Source organism: Citrobacter sp. Marseille-Q3906, assembly GCF_916618775.1.
Lineage (GTDB): Bacteria > Pseudomonadota > Gammaproteobacteria > Enterobacterales > Enterobacteriaceae > Citrobacter > Citrobacter murliniae.
In genome coordinates this window covers 76915-96007 of record NZ_CAKAKA010000003.1, presented here as the reverse complement: position 1 = coordinate 96007, position 19093 = coordinate 76915, and the positions used below count along the sequence as shown (strand labels likewise).

At 52.2% G+C, this 19093-nt stretch carries 17 protein-coding genes and 1 pseudogene; 5 read left to right on the top strand and 13 right to left on the bottom strand.

Features of this window, described 5'->3' with window-relative positions:
• Positions 1-49: 49 nt before the first annotated feature.
• On the bottom strand, positions 50-1243 hold the full coding sequence (nepI, locus tag LG384_RS17825) for a purine ribonucleoside efflux pump NepI (RefSeq protein WP_048223494.1): 1194 nt from the start codon (positions 1241-1243) through the stop codon (positions 50-52).
• 138 nt (positions 1244-1381) lie between these two features.
• Between nepI and LG384_RS17820 the strand changes: the two are divergent.
• A pseudogene (locus tag LG384_RS17820) lies at positions 1382-1537 on the top strand (type II toxin-antitoxin system RelE/ParE family toxin); the annotation flags it as partial.
• A 126-nt stretch (positions 1538-1663) separates the two neighbouring features.
• Here the strand turns inward: LG384_RS17820 and LG384_RS17815 are convergent.
• Together LG384_RS17815 and LG384_RS17810 are read right to left on the bottom strand one after the other, a co-directional pair.
• Complete coding sequence (locus LG384_RS17815) at positions 1664-2116, bottom strand: DUF1198 family protein (protein ID WP_045448890.1); 453 nt, start codon at positions 2114-2116, stop codon at positions 1664-1666.
• Between the two features lie 52 nt (positions 2117-2168).
• Positions 2169-3503: an NCS2 family permease gene (locus LG384_RS17810; RefSeq protein WP_045448892.1), complete on the bottom strand. Its 1335-nt coding sequence runs from the start codon at positions 3501-3503 to the stop codon at positions 2169-2171.
• A 176-nt stretch (positions 3504-3679) separates the two neighbouring features.
• Here LG384_RS17810 and adeD point away from each other — a divergent pair, with 176 nt between their 5' ends.
• Positions 3680-5452: an adenine deaminase gene (gene adeD / locus LG384_RS17805; RefSeq protein ID WP_200011148.1), complete on the top strand. Its 1773-nt coding sequence runs from the start codon at positions 3680-3682 to the stop codon at positions 5450-5452.
• A gap of 213 nt (positions 5453-5665) precedes the next feature.
• Here adeD and uhpT read toward each other — a convergent pair whose 3' ends face one another.
• From uhpT to rbsK, 7 genes are all read right to left on the bottom strand, one after another.
• Positions 5666-7057: a hexose-6-phosphate:phosphate antiporter gene (uhpT, locus tag LG384_RS17800; RefSeq protein ID WP_045448895.1), complete on the bottom strand. Its 1392-nt coding sequence runs from the start codon at positions 7055-7057 to the stop codon at positions 5666-5668.
• Between the two features lie 142 nt (positions 7058-7199).
• Positions 7200-8528, bottom strand: a complete 1329-nt coding sequence (locus tag LG384_RS17795) for an MFS transporter (RefSeq protein ID WP_225761331.1) — start codon at positions 8526-8528, stop codon at positions 7200-7202.
• Between the two features lie 9 nt (positions 8529-8537).
• Positions 8538-10040, bottom strand: coding sequence for a signal transduction histidine-protein kinase/phosphatase UhpB (gene uhpB / locus LG384_RS17790; RefSeq protein WP_225761330.1), 1503 nt, complete (start codon positions 10038-10040; stop codon positions 8538-8540).
• The gene (uhpA, locus tag LG384_RS17785; RefSeq protein WP_200011144.1) at positions 10037-10630 is read right to left on the bottom strand and encodes a transcriptional regulator UhpA; all 594 of its coding nucleotides are present in this window, start codon (positions 10628-10630) and stop codon (positions 10037-10039) included. Before uhpA ends, uhpB begins: the two co-directional genes overlap by 4 nt.
• A 183-nt stretch (positions 10631-10813) precedes the next feature.
• Positions 10814-11827: an aldose 1-epimerase family protein gene (locus tag LG384_RS17780; RefSeq protein ID WP_045448905.1), complete on the bottom strand. Its 1014-nt coding sequence runs from the start codon at positions 11825-11827 to the stop codon at positions 10814-10816.
• A gap of 11 nt (positions 11828-11838) precedes the next feature.
• Positions 11839-13152 (bottom strand): L-fucose:H+ symporter permease, encoded by a 1314-nt coding sequence (gene fucP / locus LG384_RS17775; protein WP_045448907.1) that lies wholly within the window; start codon positions 13150-13152, stop codon positions 11839-11841.
• 27 nt (positions 13153-13179) lie between these two features.
• Positions 13180-14100: a ribokinase gene (gene rbsK, locus LG384_RS17770; protein WP_045448909.1), complete on the bottom strand. Its 921-nt coding sequence runs from the start codon at positions 14098-14100 to the stop codon at positions 13180-13182.
• A 326-nt stretch (positions 14101-14426) separates the two neighbouring features.
• Here rbsK and LG384_RS17765 point away from each other — a divergent pair, with 326 nt between their 5' ends.
• The gene (locus tag LG384_RS17765) at positions 14427-15212 is read left to right on the top strand and encodes a DeoR family transcriptional regulator (protein WP_200042392.1); all 786 of its coding nucleotides are present in this window, start codon (positions 14427-14429) and stop codon (positions 15210-15212) included.
• 1 nt (position 15213) lies between these two features.
• Here the strand turns inward: LG384_RS17765 and ilvN are convergent, their stop codons facing one another.
• From ilvN to ivbL, 3 genes are all read right to left on the bottom strand, one after another.
• Positions 15214-15504: an acetolactate synthase small subunit gene (ilvN, locus tag LG384_RS17760; protein ID WP_045448917.1), complete on the bottom strand. Its 291-nt coding sequence runs from the start codon at positions 15502-15504 to the stop codon at positions 15214-15216.
• A 3-nt stretch (positions 15505-15507) separates the two neighbouring features.
• The gene (ilvB, locus tag LG384_RS17755) at positions 15508-17196 is read right to left on the bottom strand and encodes an acetolactate synthase large subunit (protein WP_225761329.1); all 1689 of its coding nucleotides are present in this window, start codon (positions 17194-17196) and stop codon (positions 15508-15510) included.
• Between the two features lie 231 nt (positions 17197-17427).
• Complete coding sequence (gene ivbL, locus LG384_RS17750) at positions 17428-17526, bottom strand: ilvB operon leader peptide IvbL (RefSeq protein WP_003827118.1); 99 nt, start codon at positions 17524-17526, stop codon at positions 17428-17430.
• 522 nt (positions 17527-18048) lie between these two features.
• On the opposite strand from ivbL, the gene tisB reads away from it, so the two are divergent.
• Positions 18049-18138: a type I toxin-antitoxin system toxin TisB gene (gene tisB, locus LG384_RS17745; protein WP_003840643.1), complete on the top strand. Its 90-nt coding sequence runs from the start codon at positions 18049-18051 to the stop codon at positions 18136-18138.
• Positions 18139-18256: 118 nt separating this feature from the next.
• Positions 18257-19090 (top strand): DMT family transporter, encoded by an 834-nt coding sequence (locus LG384_RS17740; protein WP_048223184.1) that lies wholly within the window; start codon positions 18257-18259, stop codon positions 19088-19090.
• Positions 19091-19093: the final 3 nt, after the last annotated feature.

The following is a 19093-nucleotide window of genomic DNA, read 5'->3' as shown; positions in this document are numbered from 1 at the left end:
TAGGCCGGATGACGCATTTACAACACCATATGGCAAATAGAACTGGCGATCACTGCATACCCTTTATGCGAACTTTCGCTGCCACCAGAAGCGCCGTCAGCAGCATCAGACTGCCGGAGAGCATCAGGGGCGACAGCAGTCCGAGGTTATCGAGTGCATAGCCTCCAACCGCAGCCCCACAGGTATTGGCAAGCTGGATCACGGCGACCTGGACGGATCCGGCTTTTTCTGCCTGATCCGCAAGCGAGCGGGTGATCCACGTCGACCAGCCTACCGGTACCAGAGCGAACGCCAGTCCCCAGATAATCGCAATGCCTGCCGCCACCACTTTGTCACTCCCCCACAGGATCAATACCAGCGCACTGAGCGCCAGCACCAGCGGCGCACCCGCCAATGCCAGTTTGACCGAACGTTTCAGAATCACAGAAGAGAGCGACGTGCCAACAAAGCTGGCAATACCAAAACTCAGCAGTACCAGCGTCAGGCCATCAACATCAAATCCCGCCAGATTCATATACACCGGGCGAATATAGGTAAAGAAGGCGAACTGCCCGGCAAAAGACATAAAGATGGCGATCATGCCGGCCATCACACCAGGACGTTGCAACAGGCTGAACATATTTTGTTTTTGGTGCGATGGCTCGCCAGGCAACGAAGGCAGCGATTTAACAACCCAAATAATACACAGCACCCCCATTACCGCTGCCGCGTTAAAAACGTTGCGCCAGCCGATGATACCGCCAAGGAAGCTGCCCAACGGAGCGGCGATCACCAGCGCGATAGAAACTGCGCCAAAGATAACCGACAGTGCTTTCGGTACCGTGCGGGCGGGCACCAGACGCATGGTCAGCGAGGCCGACATCGCCCAGAAACCGCCGAGCGCCAGCCCAAGGCAGGCACGACCAATCAGCAGCAGCGTAAAAGAGTTAGCAAATGAAACCAGCAGGCAGGAGAGCGTCAGCAGCACGGAGAACAGGATGACGATATAGCGGCGGTCGGTCGCCTGAATAATTTGGGTAATAAACAGGCTGGCAAACATGGCGACAAATGCCGTCACGGTCACCGATTGTCCGGCCACACCTTCTGAAATCCCCAGGTCCTGCGCCATAGGCGTCAACAAACTGACGGGCAGAAACTCAACGGTTATCAGGCAGGCAACACAGAACGCCACGGCGAATACCGCCGACCAGTTTGGTCGGGCATTTACCTCAGCGCGGGATTTTTGTTCAATAACGTCACTCATTTTGTAACCTGCGTGGTATTTCTGTAGAAAAGTCACGCAGTGTAACATTAAAAATGTGACGGATTTAACGTTTAGGCAACTTTCCAGGATTTGCAATAGCGCTGCGCGGCAGATCGCATAATAAAAACGACGCATTGATACGCCAAACAGGATATGACCAACATCAACAACCATGAACCCGCTGGATTTCGCGAGTTAGCCAGGCATTATGCGCTTCTCAACGACGATAAGATTACTGCGCTTGTGAGGCAAAATTATCGGTCGTACCTGGCAGATAGGTTTCCGGCCAGATAATCGCACTGTGTTGAGTCGCTTGTTTCATGATGCACCTCGTCGTGTAAGTGTAACGAGGGCCCCTGTGCGGGAGATAGATATAAATATTATGACGATTAAAAATAATCGTCATAAACAAGCATGATATCAGTGCAGCCAGTGCACCCCATCTTCAGGTTGAAAAAAGGCGTTATAGCGCATCTGAAACGCATTTATTTCCTGCATATCTGGCTCCATTTCTCGCAGAAAACCCAGCGCCAGGCGCACCTGTGCATCGGTAACCGGCGCTGCCAGGCGGACTTTTTGCAACAATCGATGCCACTGCAGCAAGTTCTGTTCACTACCGTCAACAATGACGATTTGCCAGATCAACAGCACCTGGGCGGCATTTTGCAAATGCGATTCGTCAGGCCGATGAAGATACTGTAAAAACGCTTCTCCCTGCACTTTTCCCATCTGATCGATCATCGATTCTACCGGCACGACGTCAATGCTCAACCGTTCGCTCAGGCGACGAATCGCGCGTCGTGATCCAGACGTCAGCACCCGAAAACCCACTACAAAAACAACAACCAACGTGGCCAGCATTATCCAGATCATGAGTTCTCCTGCGTTATCCGCGCTCATGATATCTGGAAACAGACTGCGAATACTAATCCACCAGGATGATTTTCAACGCAAACAGCAATGCCACGGCGACCACACAAAGATTCAGCTCACGCCAGCGCCCGGTAAACACTTTCATGATGCAATACGACATGAAACCCAGCGCAATTCCTTCGGTAATAGAAAAACTAAAGGGCATCATCACCGTCGTGATAAAGGCAGGCACTGACTCGGTTAAATCATCCCAGCTAACGCGCGCCAGGCTTGAGGTCATCAGCACACCCACAAAAATAAGCGCACCTGCTGTCGCATAGGCAGGCACCATACTGACCAGAGGTGAAAAAAACATCACCAGCAGGAATAGTGCACCAACCACCACGGCAGTCAGCCCCGAGCGTCCACCGACCGCCACGCCGGCCGTACTTTCAATGTACGCCGTTACGGAAGATGTGCCGATAAATGCCCCTGCAACAGAGCTGACACTATCCACGTACAACGCCTTATTCATATTGGGAAATTTACCGTCACGATCGATTAATCCGGCTTTATCTGTTACGCCAATTAATGTTCCTGATGAGTCAAAGAGATTAATTAACATAAACGAGAAGATAATACCGGCCAGATTCAACGACAACGCACCGCGTAAATCAACCTCACCAATCACTGCACTGATGTTAGGTGGTGCAGAATATATACCGAGGAACTGAACATCACCAAAAAACAATCCACAACATGACGTCACAACAATAGAAATCAATACTGCCGCATGGAAATTACGCGATGACAGGACCGTAATAATAAAGAACCCAAGAATACCTAACAATACGCTATGTGAGCTTAAATCACCGATCGCTACCAGCGTATCTTTATTGGCAATAATAACGCCTGAATTTTTTAAACCCATCAACGCAATAAATAAACCGATACCGCTGGTAATGCCAATACGTAAGCTAGCGGGTATGTTTGAAATCATCCAGTAACGAATACGAAAAAGGGTAAGCAGAAATAATCCGACGGCACCCCAAAATATCGCCCCCATCCCCGTTTGCCAACTCACCCCCATCGCCCCCACGACGACAAAAGCAAAAAAGGCATTCAGCCCCATAGCAGGAGCCAGGGCTACCGGCAGATTGGCAATCAGTCCCATCGCAATACTGCCGATGCCCGCAATCAGGCAAGTGGTCACAAACACCACCTTCGGGTCCATTTGCGCAGCGCCCAGTATTTGCGGATTCACAAAAACGATATACACCATCGTTAAAAATGTCGTCATTCCCGCAATCATTTCTGTACGTACTGTGGTCTCGTGCTGTTGCAACTTAAATAATCTCGCAAGCCACCCTGAGCTCTCGTTTACATCATCACTGATTTCATTATTCATTTTTTTCATCCATTGATGAGAGTATAAATTCAGTCTCTTTTTAAAACAGATGGCATACTTAATTCAGTGATAGTTATCACATTGCAAACGCACGTTAATCGATAAACTTTAAATAATCACAGCTATTCTTAAATGATAAATAACAATCAAATTGATAAAATCAAAATGAGAAAAATATGAATAATACGATTAACGATAAATTTCATTACATTAGCCGTCAGCAAAGACAAAATTTGCTGGCTGTTTCTCGCGGTGATGCACCTGCCGATTATATTATTGATAATGTCAAAATTCTCGATCTGATCAACGGTGGAGAAATGCCAGGGCCAATCTTGATTAAAGGACGGCATATCGCCGGTATCGGTCCGGAATATTCTCATGCCAGTGCATTACGGCGTATTGATGCTCTCGGCGCAACAGCAGTTCCCGGTTTTATCGACGCTCACCTGCATATTGAATCCAGCATGATGACACCTGTGGCCTTTGAAACCGCGACGCTTCCTCGCGGGCTCACTACCGTCATCTGCGACCCGCACGAAATCGTCAACGTGATGGGGGAAACTGGCCTTGCCTGGTTTATCCGCTGCGCCGAACAGGCAACACAAAATCAATATATTCAAATCAGTTCCTGCGTCCCGGCGCTGGCTGGCTGCGATATCAACGGTGCCAGCTTTACGCTTGAACAAATGCTCACCTGGCGGGATCATCCACACGTTGCCGGTCTGGCGGAGGTAATGGATTACCCTGGCGTCATTGCCGGGCAGGACGCACTTCTTGATAAAATGGATGCCTTTCGACATCTGACGCTGGACGGTCACAGCCCCGGCCTGCAAGGCAAAGCGTTGAACGCTTACATTGCCGCCGGAATTGAAAATTGCCATGAAAGCTACCTGCCAGAAGAAGGACGACGAAAGCTGCAGCTTGGAATGGCGTTGATGATTCGCGAAGGTTCTGCCGCCCGCAACCTCGACGCGCTGGCTCCGCTCATTAACGCGCTAAACAGCCCACAATGCATGCTGTGTACCGACGATCGTAACCCCTGGGAGATCGCCCACGAAGGGCATATTGACGCACTGATTAGACGCCTCATTACACAGCACCACGTACCGCTTCACATCGCTTACCGCGTCGCCAGCTGGTCTGCTGCGCAACATTTTGGCCTGCGCCATCTCGGCCTGCTGGCTCCTGGAAAACAGGCGGATATTGTCCTGCTCAGCGATGCCCACAACGTCACGGTGCAACAGGTCTTTATTAAAGGTGAACCACTCAATGCCGATGCGCTGAAAGCTGACGAATCGTCCAGGCTGGCGCGCACAGCGCCTCCATACGGCAACACCGTGGCGCGGCAACTGGTCCGTGCCACGGATTTTCGGTTTCATTTCACCCCAGGAAAATGCTATCGGGTGATTGAAGTCATCCCCAACGAATTAATCACCCCCGCCAGCAAATGCTGTTACACGGAAGACGGCTTTGATCGTGATGATATTTGTTTTATCGCTGTTCTTGAGCGCTATGGCTATCAGCACCCACCTGCCTGTGGTTTATTAGGCGGGTTTGGGCTGAAGGAGGGGGCGCTGGCAGCAACCGTCAGCCACGACAGCCATAACATCGTGGTCATCGGTCACAGCGCTGAAGAGATGACGGTGGCGGTTAATCAGGTGATCGCCGACGGCGGTGGCTTATGCGTGGTTCGTCATGGGGAAGTTCAATGCCATTTAGCGCTACCAGTCGCCGGACTGATGAGCACTGATACGGCAGAATCGCTGGCCGAACAAATCGATTCACTGAAAGCAGCAGGTCGGGCGTGCGGCACGCTCCCCGATGAGCCCTTTATTCAGATGGCATTTCTCTCTTTGCCGGTGATCCCCGCGCTAAAGCTCACCAGCCAGGGATTATTTGATGGCGAAGCATTTACGTTTACATCGCTGGAGATTGCTGACTCGCCGTAAGGAACAGCGAATCCGAAGCATAAAAAAAGCCCGCTATGAGAACTTTATTCATTGGGCGTTATCGGCGCAGACAGTTTGAACACGGACAGCGCGCAGAAACCGGAATGTACAGATAGTACCTGAGGATTTCGAGCACTGCCCTGGTTCAAAATGACAAGCAAGATAGCCCTGATGAATAAGATTCAGAGGCGGGCAAAAGTTACCAATACACACTTAAGCGGTTTTTAACTGCTGGATCTTTTTCTCACGGCGAATTTTACGTTCTTCAAATACGGCGACGATAGCCATCAGGCAGATACAGCCGATAGCGGCGGTATCCAGCGCGGCGAAAGTCCCCGCCCAGCCGGTCAGACCAAAGACTGGCGTACCATCGGCAATCATCCCCAGACCCAGCTTGGCAAAGCTGTCGCCAATCAGATAAGCGAAAGTACCTTTAATCCCATCGGCAGCACCGATCGCTTTTTTCGGTACGAAACCAACTGCCGCCACACCGATTAACAATTGCGGGCCAAACACCAGGAAGCCAAGGGCAAACAACGACGCCAGGTAAACGTACTGGTTGCTGGCGTGCTGGTAGACACCCAGCGTGGCAATGATTAATGCCAACGCGACACAGGCCACCAGCGCACGACGGCCGTTTGCCAGGTCAGAGAGCCAACCCCACAGCAGCGTACCGACCAGCGCCCCGACTTCAAACAGGGTAAAGCCCTGAATCGCGACTTCTTTGGAGAGTTTCAGCTCCTGGAAGGCGTAGACGGTGGACCACTGATCGATACCGATGCGCACCACGTACAGGAAGATGTTGGAGAAGCACAGCAGCCAGATCACTTTGTTTTTCAGCACGTACTCAACAAAGATCTGCCACTTGGTCATGTCATTTTCTTCAGTCTCTTTGTCCTCTTCGCTGATCTCTTCCCCAAACAGCTCTTCGGCTTTACCCAGACCATAAGATTCCGGGGAGTCGCTGCCATAGCGCAAGCCAATAAAGCCCACAATCAGGGCGATAATCGACGGGAAGATAAACATGCCGATCACGTGACCATCGAACAGCACATTAGCACCAAACAACGCCACGCCTGCCGCACCTGCACCACCGAGGTTGTGGGAGATATTCCACATCCCGAGATAAGAGCCACGTTTACGGCGCGGTGTCCATTTGGTGATCGTCGAATAGCTGCACGAGCCACCGGTACTCTGGAAAAAACCACTCAGCGCGTAGAAGGCAATCATCAGGAACAAGCTGGTTGAGCCTGCGCCCATGCTGGCGCTGAAGCCGAGCATACAGATAGCCGAGAGGATCAGCATAAACGGCAGGAACTGCTTGGTGTTTTTGCCATCCGCGTAATAGGAAACCAGCGTTTTACCTACACCGTAGGTGATGGAGAAGCCCAGGCCAATCATCCCCAGCTGTGTCATGCTCAGCCCGTAGGTGGAGATCATGTCGTTCTGCGCGATGTTAAAGTTTTTGCGGATCAGGTACATGGTCAGGTAGCCGATGAAAACCACCAGGTAGGACTGCATGAATGGTTTGAACCACATTTTACGCCGCACATCGAGCGGCAAATCCAGGGTCGGCTTGCGCACCTGGTTTAGAAAGGCCAGCATAGGACACTCCCGAGCTAATTTTTATACCTGCGAATGGCAGGCATTGTAAAAATCAGCCGGGAGGCACGCCTGAGACAGCGTCCAGGTGAAACCGGGAAAATTTCTTAGTTTTGCCCCACTCGGGGCAAAAAAGTGAGGTGCATCACGCTTCACTAACTTCGCGCGGAGCCTGAGCATTCAAAAACGGCAGCAACAGCAGAGCAGAAATCCCTGCGGCAATGGCGATCACCACGAAAAAACCGGTCCAGTGCCAGACCTCCATCACCTTCGCCAACGGCCAGCCGGAAAGCGACGCGCCCAGATAAGCGAACAGCCCAACAAACCCGGTTGCCGCGCCCGCAGCATCTTTATGCGAACACTCCGCCGCCGCCATACCGATCAACATCTGCGGGCCGAAGACAAAGAATCCGGTAGTGAAGAAGCACGCCGCCTGCATCACGTAACTGGCAAACGGCATCAGCCACAATGAACCCACAGAGAGTAATATTCCGGCGGCAAAAATCAGGTTCATCGGGCCACGGTTCCCGTTAAACAGTTTGTCCGAGCCCCACCCCGCAACCAGTGCACCGATAAACCCGCCCAGCTCGAACATGGTCACTGCGGTATTAGCGGTGACCAGGTCAACACCCAGCGTCTCGGACATATACAGATTGCCCCAGTCATTAATCGCAGCACGCACCACGTACACCAGCACATAACACAACGACAGCAGCCAGATATACGGATTCAGCAGCACATATTTGGTGATGATCTCTTTTCGGCTAAGCCCCGCACCTTCCTGCTGTTGGTCTATTTCCAGCTCATCGTGCCGCCAGTCACCAATCGGCGGCAGACCAATCGCCTGTGGCCTGTCACGCAGTCGCCAGCAGAGGATCACGCCTACGACAATCGCCATCAGCCCGGCAATCATCATTCCCGCACGCCAACCATAGTGCAACGCGGTAGCAGCCATAACGATTGGGATCAGCGCCCCGCCGACGTTATGTGCGGTATTCCACAGCGCCCACCAGCCGCCGCGCTCGGTACGCGAATACCATGCGGTCAGTAATCGGGCGCATACGGGCGAACCCCATCCCTGAAAGAAGGCGTTCAGCGCCCACAGCACGGCAAACGCCCATAGCGAAGTAGAAAAACCAAACAGAATGTTCACTACTCCGGTGGCAATCAGCCCGATGCCCATAAAATAACGGGCATTAGAGCGGTCGCTGACGACACCGGAGACAAACTTTGACAACCCGTAGGTGATATAAAACAGCGTCGCCAGCAGGCCAATATCGCTGCGGGTCAGCACACCGCTGGCAAGGATTTCCGGCACGGCGGCGTTGAAGCTTTTGCGGGTGAAATAGAACAGCGCATAACCAAACCAGATGGTCAGCAGAATATGCCGCCGCCAGTAGCGGTAACGGGCATCGATCTCGTGTTTATCGGTAAGGCGCGGCGCGTTCGCCGGGGCTTTTAAAAACTGAAACATTGTCGCTCCTTACGCATAACGCTGAGGCAAAGACACGCTAACTCGCGTACCGTGCGTACAGGAAATAGCAAGCGAACCTCCGAGGGCAGTGATGCGCTCTCGCATCCCGGTCAGGCCAAATCCCTGCTGATTCACACCCGCCGGCAAGCCGCTGCCATCGTCCTCAATCACCAGCATTAATCGCTCGTCCTGAAGCCACCCCTGCAGCGTTACCGCGCTGGCGTTAGCGTGCTTCACTATGTTATTCAGACCTTCCTGACAGACGCGAAACAGCGTCACCCGCTGACTTTCGCTGAGCACGGCTTCATCTATCCGCCAGTCAAGATGACTGACGATACCGCGACTCTCCAGTTCCATTTCTCGCATCAAGGAGCGGATAGCCTGCTCCAGCGTCAAATCATCCAGTTGACGTGGACGTAAGCGCCCAAGCAGGCGGCGTACCGAATCATAGACACCCAGAGAGAGCTGCTCGATATGCGCCCCGCTCTGCTTAACGCCCGCATTTTCCGGGGCCAGTCGCTGTACGATGCCCGCCTGAGTGCGAATGGCGGTAATAGTCTGGCCGATGTCATCGTGTAGCTCACGCGCTACGTCGCGACGCACGCTCTCTTCGGTTTCCAGCAGGCGTTCTGCCAGTCGATGATTACGCGCCAGTTCGTTTTGCAACGACTGGTTTAATTCGCGCAAACGCTGAATGCCTGCACCGAGCAGCAGTCCGGTCAGACTTTGCGCCAACAGTGAGAGCAGCAAATCAACCGGATGATCGTGCCAGGTCTGGCTGGCAATGAGTGCGATAGCGTTCATCAGCGTCGCAATCAACGCCCCCTGCCAGCCGTAGTGCCAGGCGAGCGCTATAATCGGCAGCGCCAGGCAGAACGGCGTAAAACGTGACAACTCATCCGGCAACCCCAACTGGAGCCACAGGCTGACGCTGAACAGCAGCAGATACCACACCAGGTGCCGCCCGCGCCAGTTCACCGGCTGGGAAATCACCGCCGGACCAAGCGGCAGCCAGGTGGTACTGGTGAGATAGTGCCAGAACACCAGGCAGACAGGAGCCAGCGTCAATCCACCGGTTAACGTCAGCAGCAGGGCGTTCCACGCCTCGCCACCTTGCCCCAGCCACGGAGCGGACTGCAGCAGCGCCGCCGCGGTCAGCGCCGCGCCCTGTAACAGCAGAGTGCGCCAGTCGCGCTGATGGCGATAGCGAGAGATCAGTGCAACAGGGAGCAGCGTCAACAGGCTACCGATCATCAAAAGAGGTAGATGTGCCAGCGCAACTTCCTGCGCCAGCCAGAACAGGAGCAGCCATTCCGCCCCCAACAACACAGGCCAGTAGCCACGCGGACATTGCAGCATCAGTCCCAGACGCAAGCCGAACGGAAATAACAGTACCGCCAACTCAGGACGCTCTACGAGATGCAGGCTGACACTCCACAAACAGAACCATGCGGCGGAGAAGATAAAGAAACAGGCGACAACAGTGATTAAGCGGGAGAAAAAGGTGTTCATTGCCAGCCGTCAAACATCCGTCTCGCCAGTTCAACATCGTTACTGACGCCCAGCTTTTCCATCAGGTTAGCGCGATGTACGTGTACCGTTTTTGGCGACAGGCCCAGTTCGGCGGCAATCTCTTTCACCGCCATGCCCTGCGCCAGTTTTTCCGCCACCTGTCGTTCACGTTTGGTCAGTGGATCCTGACGCCCGGCAGCCAGCTTAACCGCAATATCCGGCGTTAAATAACAACCGCCCGTTGCGACGGTATGTACCGCTGCAATCAACTCGTCGGGACTACAGCGTTTGGAGAGAAAACCTCGCGCACCAGCGTTCAGCGCCTGTTCCACCAGCGCCGGACTGTCGTGAACGGAGAGCATGATGATCGCCATCCCTTTCGGCAACTGACCGAGTAACTCCAGCCCGGAAATATCCGGCATTGAGATATCACAGATGCACACCTGCACACCGCGTCCCGGCAACCCTGCCAGCGCCTCTCGCCCGGAGCCAAATTCGGCAACAACCTGCAAATCGGGTTCAAGCCCCAGCAACTGAGCAAAGCCGGAGCGGACGATAAGGTGATCGTCAATGAGGGCAACGGTGATCATGGTTTTGTCCTGGCGGGTATAAAAAACGCGCTTACCTTAACGATATACACTTCATCCTTCAAGCTGCGTCTTTTCACCCCAGGAGCTTACTGAAGAAAGCGCCTGGGGATTCTCAGTCTTACCGCCTTGATGCAACTTGAATAATTTTGTGTACCAGCGCGTTGCTATTCAAACCTTGAGCGCTCAGACGATACCAGTAGTGACCGTAAATGACCGGGTTTGCTGCGGTTGTACCTCAAGCAAAGTACCGTTTCGCCTGGCAGCCAGGAACCCTTCCGGCCGACAAGTCGCAGGCAGGGCGAATGCTGCCACCTGCTGATCGCCGTTATAAAGGATCCAGCGAGTCACGTAGTTGAGTTCGGAACTGGCAAAACAGGTAACAAACGTGGTGCCATCCGGGGCGATCATCCGGAATTCGGGTTTATCCGTGTATCTGTCCAGCTTGTCAGCAAAGAAGACGATTTCCGGATCGTAAAAGTCAGGTTCATTGAGCGTTGTCAGTGACGCTTCACCTTGTAAGATCCGTTGATTAAACGCCAGCCACTGTTCGGTGGGTTTCACATGTGCCGGAACAGATTCACGCAACTTCAGCGCTTCATCCGGGATATTCTGGCTAAAGGTAGCCTCCGGTACGTACGCATAATTCATGTGGCACATATACTGAAGTGGCATCGCGACAGATGCCAGGTTAGTGACGGCCATCTGAATGTCAAAAAGCGCACTTGCTTTACGCATCACCACCGCAGGCTGCGCCTGATAATGATGACCGAATCCCATCACATACTCACAGCGTCCGGTCACACGCAGGCTATCGCCTTCCAGTTCCAGCCAGGCCTCGTCCATCGCGGCACAGGCCATTTCACCGTGCAACGGGTGAACATCTTCTGGTGACGGACAGCCATTCGCCAGTAACCCGGAATGGAAGGCAAAACAGCCATAAGTCGCGACCACTTCCGTTGCAGGTTTCGGCTGGCTGAACATGTTGTGCATGGTCAGATCGTGACCATCAAACTGAGCATCCCAGATCATCTGCCCCATCCAGGGCAGAATAACCAGGTATCCACGACTGTTCTGGACCTTCAGCCCTTCCACACCGCTGGCATAGCGAAATGCGGTGACAGTGAAATCGCTGTTCTGCATTAGGGTTCGTGGATGTTCGCTAAAGAGCTCCCGCCACAGCGTGATTCGTGTTGTCATGATCGTTCTCCTCAGGATGCAGTTGCTTCAGCCAGACTGCGCACTTTGCTTTCGCGCCAGAAGTAGATCCCCACGTAAACAAAGCACAGCATGGAGACAAGGAAAGAGAGTTGCAGCGAGTGGAACATATCCGCGACATAGCCCTGAATCGCCGGTATCACGGCCGCGCCAACAATGGCCATCACAATCACCGCGCCAGCCATTTCAGTATGTTCGTTATCTACGGTATCCAGCGTGCCGGCATAGATAGTCGCCCAGCAGGGACCAAACAGCACGCTCACCAACACCGCAACGTAAACGGCACTAAAGCTCGGTGCCAGGGAGACATAGGCAAGGAACAATGCGCCGATGATAGAGTAAAGAATCAGCACCTTTTCCGGGTTAAAGCGGGTCATCAGAATATTGGCGATAAACTTGCCGATGAAGAAGCAGGCAAAACTGTAGACCATAAAGTTAGAGGCATCACGTTCGTTGATATCGCCCAACTCCAGCGCCAGACGAATAGTGAATGACCACACGGCTACCTGCATCCCCACATACAGGAACTGCGCCACAATGCCACGCCGGAAGCGGGCATTGCTCGCCAGATAGCGCAGCGTGTCCATCGCCGACGGGCGTTTATGGTTCGCGGTTTGCGCCACTTTGCAGGTCGGGAAACGGGTAAGTAGAAACAGCACCATCACGACCACAAGAACCATAATCATATACTTATACGGCTCAAGGGTGTTTTCCAGCATCAGCACTTTGAAGTTATGGATCTGCTCGGCATTCATCCCCGCCATCTGTTTTTCCAGACTATCGCCTTCGGAAAAGACCAGGTATTTACCCAACAAAATGCCGGATGCCGCACCAATCGGGTAAAAGGTCTGGCTGATATTCAGTCGCAACGTGGCATAGGCTTTTGGCCCAATCATCGAACTGTAGGTATTCGCTGCGGTTTCCAGGAAACTCAAACCGATCGCAATCGCGAAGATTGCCGCAAGGAACATGGTGTAGGTTGCCATGTGCGATGCCGGGAAAAAGAGCGTACAGCCAACAATGTACAGCGTCAGGCCAATTAATATCGCCACTTTATAGCTGGTCTTTTTAATCACCAGAGACGCTGGAATCGCAATTAAAAAATAGCCGCCATAAAAGGCGCTCTGAACTAATGCCGAGGCAAAGTTACTGAGTGAAAATACGCTTTTAAATTGCGTAATCAGAATATCATTTAATGCGGCTGCGCATCCCCATAACGGGAATAAACAGGATAACAAAATAAACTGGAACAGAGGGGTCTTATTCAGATACCCATCGGGCATCTGAATGATGTTTTTATCGTTCATAGTGCTACCTTTTACAATGCAGGAGTGTTATTCGTTTAGGGTAAGAAACTCATTAAATTGTTCGATACTCGGATAAGAAGATTGCGTACCTTTTCCGGTGACGCTAAACGCAGCAAAAAGGGCGGCTTTCTTCATGGCGGCTTCGACATCACCACTCTGGACATAATAATGGGCAAAACAACCAATAAAGGCGTCGCCTGCGCCGCTGGTATCGACGGCATTGACGCGAAACGCCGGGACATGTACTTCCTGGTCACGCGTCATCCATAGCGCGCCTTTTTCACCCATTGTCACAATAATATTGTTAAGTCCTTTATCCACCAGGGAACGGGCAGCTGCGCGAATATGGTCATAAGTATCAACCGGCATCCCCGTTAATATTTCAAGTTCGGTTTCATTCGGCACAAAGAAATCACATTTACAAGCGTAGGACATATCTAATTCACGTAATGCTGGTGCGGGATTTAATAACACTTCAATGCCATGCTTTTTACCAAATTCAATCGCGTGATAAACTGTTTCCAGTTGGACTTCCAGTTGCAGGACAATAAGCTGGCATTTTTTTAAATCTTCCGCTGCACGATCGATATCCTCCGGAGAGAGAAATTTGTTCGCCCCTTTAATAATAAGAATGCTGTTACTTGAGTTGGCATTCACAAAGATCGGTGCGACGCCGCTGCTGGTACATGGAACTTTTTCTACATAGGTGGTGTTAATACCCCAGGATTCGAGGTTACGAATGGTGTTATCGGCAAAAATATCATCACCGACTTTCGTCAGCATCAGCACTTTAGAATTGAGTTTCGCGGCCGCAACGGCCTGATTCGCCCCTTTGCCACCACAGCCGATTTTAAACGCCGGTGCTTCCAGGGTTTCCCCTTCTTTCGGCATCTGGTTGGTGTAGGTGATGAGATCCACCATGTTAGAGCCAATAACAGCGATATCCATTTTACTACCTCTCAGAAACAATCACACAACAATGATATTAAAATAACATTATCATGTTACTTTCGTATCATTTGTGATTACGATCGCGATTGGAGGATCATTTTTCTGTTTATTTATTAAACACGAGATTAGCAGTTGATTAATCCCCCCCTTCTCACAACAATTACAATCTACTGAAATTAAACTGTTTATAATCAAAAAAACGCGAATAAACGCGCTTTTAATTCCCGCCCGTCGGACGTATAGTAATGCAGCAATGTGATGTTCCTTACGACACAAAAATGTTACTAACGGAACATGCACAATATGAATCGCGGAGAAGGTGAATGGAAACCAAGCAAAAAGAACGTATTCGACGCCTGATGGAACTGTTGAAGAAGACCGACCGCATCCATCTGAAAGACGCCGCGCGGATGCTGGAAGTTTCCGTGATGACCATTCGCCGGGATCTCAGCCAGGATGACGAACCGTTACCCTTGACGCTGCTCGGCGGCTATATTGTGATGGTGAACAAACCCGCCACCATCGTTAACGCTCCGCTCCCCGCGCAAAAACCTTATCATCGCGACGATCTACCGGTTGCCATTCTGGCCGCAGGACTGGTGAGTGAAAACGATCTGGTCTTTTTTGATAATGGTGTGGAAATGCCGTTGGTGGTCAGCATGATCCCTGACGATATAACCTTTACCGGGATTTGCTACTCGCACCGGGTGTTTGTGGCGCTGAATGAAAAGCCTAATGCCACAGCGATCCTCTGCGGGGGGACCTATCGGGCGAAAAGTGACGCCTTCTACGACACCAGTAATCCTTCGCCGCTGGACTCACTGAATCCTCGAAAAGTCTTTATCTCCGCCAGCGGTGTACACGAGCACTTCGGCGTCAGTTGGTTTAACCCGGACGACCTCGCCACCAAACGCAAAGCAATGGAGCGCGGGCTCCGTAAAATTTTGCTGACCCGTCACGCCCTTTTTGATGAGGTCGCACCTGCCAGCATTGGTCCGCTTTCCACCTTTGATGTGCTGATCAGCGACCGTCCGTTACCGGCAGATTACGCCACCCACTGCCGGAACGGTTCCGTCAAAGTGATCACCCCCGATTCAGACGGCGACTAAGCTACTCAAAAAAGACGGTAATTTTATTAAACATTGAGGGATCGGACTGGTTACGTGCAACTTTCACAACATCTTCCAGCTTATCTATCTGGCTTATCATCTGTTCCAGACGCTGGTCGTCGTTGACCAATAGCCAGATACGACTCTGATCGCTGCCCTGAATCGGTAGACAGAGAATACCTTCCACGTTAAATGCCCGACGGGCGAACAGGCCGCAAACGTGGGTCATTACGCCGGGGTGGTTACGTACGGTGAGTTCCAGAATTACGTTGTCATGAGTCTGCTGTTGCATGGCTTATTCCCCCACCATTTCTGTGTTTGCCGCACCCGGCGGCACCATCGGGTACACTTTCTCTTCGGCGTCAATGCGCACGTGGATCAGTGCAGGTCCTGGACAATTGATAATCTCCTGCAGCGCCGCCTGTGGGTCTGCTTCGTTGTTCAAATCGCAGGTGTCGAGACCAAAACCGGCGGCAATCTGCATAAAGTTAATCATTCCAGGATAGGTAGCGGCAAAAACCCCCTGTTTGTAGAACAGGCTTTGTTGCTGATACACCAGCCCCAGCGCTTCGTTGTTCATCAGGATAATTTTAATATCCAGCTGATTTTCACTGGCGGTGGCCATTTCCTGAATATTCATCATCAGGCTGCCATCACCAGAGAAACACAGCACTTTTTTATCCGGATTCGCCAGTGCAGCACCAATTGCCGCTGGCAGTCCAAAGCCCATAGTCCCCAGGCCACCGGATGTCAGCCACTGACGCGGACGATTCAGTGGGTAAGCCTGCGCCGCCCACATCTGATGCTGACCCACATCGGTGGTGATGATCGCGCTGTCGTCCACACAGGCAGCAACGGCGTTAATCAGCCCGTAATGGGTGAGTGGGTCGCTTTCCTGCGGAATAGAGCAAGGGAATTCGCGCTGTAAATCGGCCACCATTTGATGCCACTCTTCACGCGGCTGCGCCTCAATCAGAGGGATCAGCTGCGCCAGCACCTCATCGACATCAGCCTGAATCGCCACGTGCGGTTGTTTAATTTTACCCAATTCGGCACGGTCGATATCCACATGAATAATTTTGGCATTCGGACAGAACTGTTCGGTTTTGCCAATCGCCCGGTCATCAAAACGTGCACCAAGAACAATCAACAAATCCGCTTCTTGCAGAATAAAGTTGGTACTGCGCGCACCGTGCATCCCCAGCATACCTAACGACAACGGATGCGCTTTTGGCAGCATGCCGAGCGCCATTAAGGTCATGGTGGTTGGCAACGTCGCTTTTTCTGCCAGCTCGCGCACCCGCGCAGGCGCATTGATGACGCCGCCCCCGAGGTATAACACAGGCCGCTTCGCCGCATTAATCATTGCTGCGGCATCACGGATGCTGTCCGCGTTAAAAGTAGGCGTGGACATTTTTTCGGCCGGTTCAGGCATCTCGTCCAGCTCAATCGTTGCTGTTTGTATGTCCTTAGGAATGTCTATCCACACCGGACCCGGTCGTCCTGACTGCGCAATGCGGAATGCATCGCTCATAACCTGCGGTAGTTCATTGATATGTCGGACCAGATAGTTGTGTTTAGTGATGGGGATAGAGATACCGTAGGTGTCGACTTCCTGAAAGGCGTCGGTACCGATCATTGAGGCCGGAACCTGCCCGGTGATACACACCAGCGGGATGGAATCCAGACGCGCATCGGCAATAGCGGTCACCAGGTTGGTTGCGCCTGGCCCACTACAGGCCATACACACAGCGGGTTTACCATCGGTTCTCGCCATTCCCTGGGCGATAAACCCCGCACCCTGCTCGTGGCGCGCCAGGATATGACGGATTTGCGTGCTTTGGCTTAAGGCGTCGTAGACGGGGAGAATCGAACCGCCAGGAATACCGGTGACCACCTTGATACCCTGGCGCTCCAGAAAATGAACGATAAATTCTGCGCCCGTAAAACGCGTACGTTTGGATGTTATGCCCGAACTTGCCATGCTCCAGTCCTTTTTATTCTGGGCCGACTTTACGCGTCGTTTTTCAAGTTGCTGGTGCGTTGGCTGCTCGCGTTCCCCTCAGTCACGTACCGATGTACGCTCCTGGAGATTCGCTCACTTGCCGCCTTCCTGCAACCCGAATTACTTAGCGTATCCGGGGAGGTCTCTTAAACGAAAAACCCCGCCCGGTTTGCGCCGGCGGGGTTTTGGAATCGTGTGTTGTTCCGGACCCTACGGCGCATTGCCGACGACCACCACCACACGCACGACGACCGCTGCGCGAGATGGCGCAGTTTTTAGTAGGGTCGCAGTCAGCATGGAAGGGTTCATTAGGGACCTTGTCTGTTTGTTGGTTAACAGGATTCATACAAACACAGCTTTTTCGGCGTGACAATGGAAAATTTTTCATCTGCACAAAAATGCGTCAAAGATCACACTTCACTATATGTGACGCAAAAAACAAAAAACCCCGCCGGAGCGAGGTTTTTTCAGCGTTGTGCGGTTGGTGGCCGCAAAGCACACTGTGTTATGTCAACGGTAAAAGTATACGCGTTCCGCGAAGAACACGCAATTTCGGCACGAATTTTGATGTTTTTGAGTATGGCTTAACGATGGCAGAACGTCCATATAATACTGTTAATTTATACAGTATTTATCTATAATGTCACTGTACGCAATGTGTTATGCGGGGGCCGCATCGTAAACCGGCGCAATAAAGTCCTGGCTGAAACGGGTGGTGCCGTCAGCGCCTGAACCCCGTGTGAGCACACTGTGTTATGTCAACAAAGGTGCTGGTAACAGGCAGCGGCAAGGTACGCCAGCACCGTGCTCCTTGTACCAAAAGGAGAGCGTATGAGCCTCGTGGATATCGCTATTCTTATCCTCAAACTCATTGTTGCAGCACTGCAACTACTTGATGCCGTTCTGAAATACATTAAGTGATTCAGATTCAAGTCGCACCTAAGAGGAGCGGGAAACCGCTCCTCTTTCACTTCTCCCTGGTGCTTGCACCGCGCCAATATGTTACGTTTTTATGACATTCTCAGGGAAGAATACCGCCATGACCCTTTCTGTTTTCTGCATTTTGCTGTTTGCCGCACTGCTTCATGCCAGCTGGAATGCCATTGTAAAAGCAGGAAACGACAAACTTTACTCAGCCATCAGCGTCAGTGGCTCGGCGGCTGTTATGGCGCTGGTATGTTTACCTTTTGCACCACATCCCTCTGTCGCCAGCCTGCCATATTTAGCGATCTCAACCGCGTTACAGGTGGTGTATACCGTACTGGTTGCTAAAACTTATCAGGTCTCGGACATGAGCCAGACCTATCCCTTAATGCGCGGCACAGCCCCACTGCTGGTCGCTATCATTAGCGTCCTGTTTCTCGGCGATAGCCTGTCGATGCTTGCGTGGGTAGGTATTGCTACGATCTGTCTGGCAATCCTCGGGATGGCATTTAACGGTCGCAGCAGTTCGCAGCGTGGAATTATCCTGGCATTAATCAATGCCTGCTTTATTGCCGGATATACACTGGTGGATGGCACCGGTGTGAGATTATCAGATACCGCGCTGGGCTATACGCTTTGGACGTTCTTTCTGAACGGCTCATGCCTGCTGAGCTGGGCGATGATTGCCCGACGCCGGGAAGCATCGCGCTATCTGGTACAACAGTGGAAAAAAGGGATTCTGGGCGGTATTGGCACCATGGGCTCTTACGGACTGGCGCTGTGGGCGATGACGCAGGCCCCGCTGGCGGTCGTCGCCGCGCTGCGCGAAACGTCTATTCTGTTTGGCGCCCTACTTGCCTGGCTACTGCTTAAGGAAAAAGTCGCCGGAATACGTCTTATCGCCGCGGGGGGAATTGCTTTGGGGGCAATTTTATTGCGTTTATCCTGATTG

What these genes read in the sequence shown, in the direction of transcription:
- nepI (WP_048223494.1), bottom strand. Translation starts at nt 1,243, where the DNA reads ATGAGTGACGTTATTGAACAAAAATCCCGCGCTGAGGTAAATGCCCGA.
- LG384_RS17815 (WP_045448890.1), bottom strand. Translation starts at nt 2,116, where the DNA reads ATGATCTGGATAATGCTGGCCACGTTGGTTGTTGTTTTTGTAGTGGGT.
- LG384_RS17810 (WP_045448892.1), bottom strand. Translation starts at nt 3,503, where the DNA reads ATGAATAATGAAATCAGTGATGATGTAAACGAGAGCTCAGGGTGGCTT.
- adeD (WP_200011148.1), top strand. Translation starts at nt 3,680, where the DNA reads ATGAATAATACGATTAACGATAAATTTCATTACATTAGCCGTCAGCAA.
- uhpT (WP_045448895.1), bottom strand. Translation starts at nt 7,057, where the DNA reads ATGCTGGCCTTTCTAAACCAGGTGCGCAAGCCGACCCTGGATTTGCCG.
- LG384_RS17795 (WP_225761331.1), bottom strand. Translation starts at nt 8,528, where the DNA reads ATGTTTCAGTTTTTAAAAGCCCCGGCGAACGCGCCGCGCCTTACCGAT.
- uhpB (WP_225761330.1), bottom strand. Translation starts at nt 10,040, where the DNA reads ATGAACACCTTTTTCTCCCGCTTAATCACTGTTGTCGCCTGTTTCTTT.
- uhpA (WP_200011144.1), bottom strand. Translation starts at nt 10,630, where the DNA reads ATGATCACCGTTGCCCTCATTGACGATCACCTTATCGTCCGCTCCGGC.
- LG384_RS17780 (WP_045448905.1), bottom strand. Translation starts at nt 11,827, where the DNA reads ATGACAACACGAATCACGCTGTGGCGGGAGCTCTTTAGCGAACATCCA.
- fucP (WP_045448907.1), bottom strand. Translation starts at nt 13,152, where the DNA reads ATGAACGATAAAAACATCATTCAGATGCCCGATGGGTATCTGAATAAG.
- rbsK (WP_045448909.1), bottom strand. Translation starts at nt 14,100, where the DNA reads ATGGATATCGCTGTTATTGGCTCTAACATGGTGGATCTCATCACCTAC.
- LG384_RS17765 (WP_200042392.1), top strand. Translation starts at nt 14,427, where the DNA reads ATGGAAACCAAGCAAAAAGAACGTATTCGACGCCTGATGGAACTGTTG.
- ilvN (WP_045448917.1), bottom strand. Translation starts at nt 15,504, where the DNA reads ATGCAACAGCAGACTCATGACAACGTAATTCTGGAACTCACCGTACGT.
- ilvB (WP_225761329.1), bottom strand. Translation starts at nt 17,196, where the DNA reads ATGGCAAGTTCGGGCATAACATCCAAACGTACGCGTTTTACGGGCGCA.
- ivbL (WP_003827118.1), bottom strand. Translation starts at nt 17,526, where the DNA reads ATGAACCCTTCCATGCTGACTGCGACCCTACTAAAAACTGCGCCATCT.
- tisB (WP_003840643.1), top strand. Translation starts at nt 18,049, where the DNA reads ATGAGCCTCGTGGATATCGCTATTCTTATCCTCAAACTCATTGTTGCA.
- LG384_RS17740 (WP_048223184.1), top strand. Translation starts at nt 18,257, where the DNA reads ATGACCCTTTCTGTTTTCTGCATTTTGCTGTTTGCCGCACTGCTTCAT.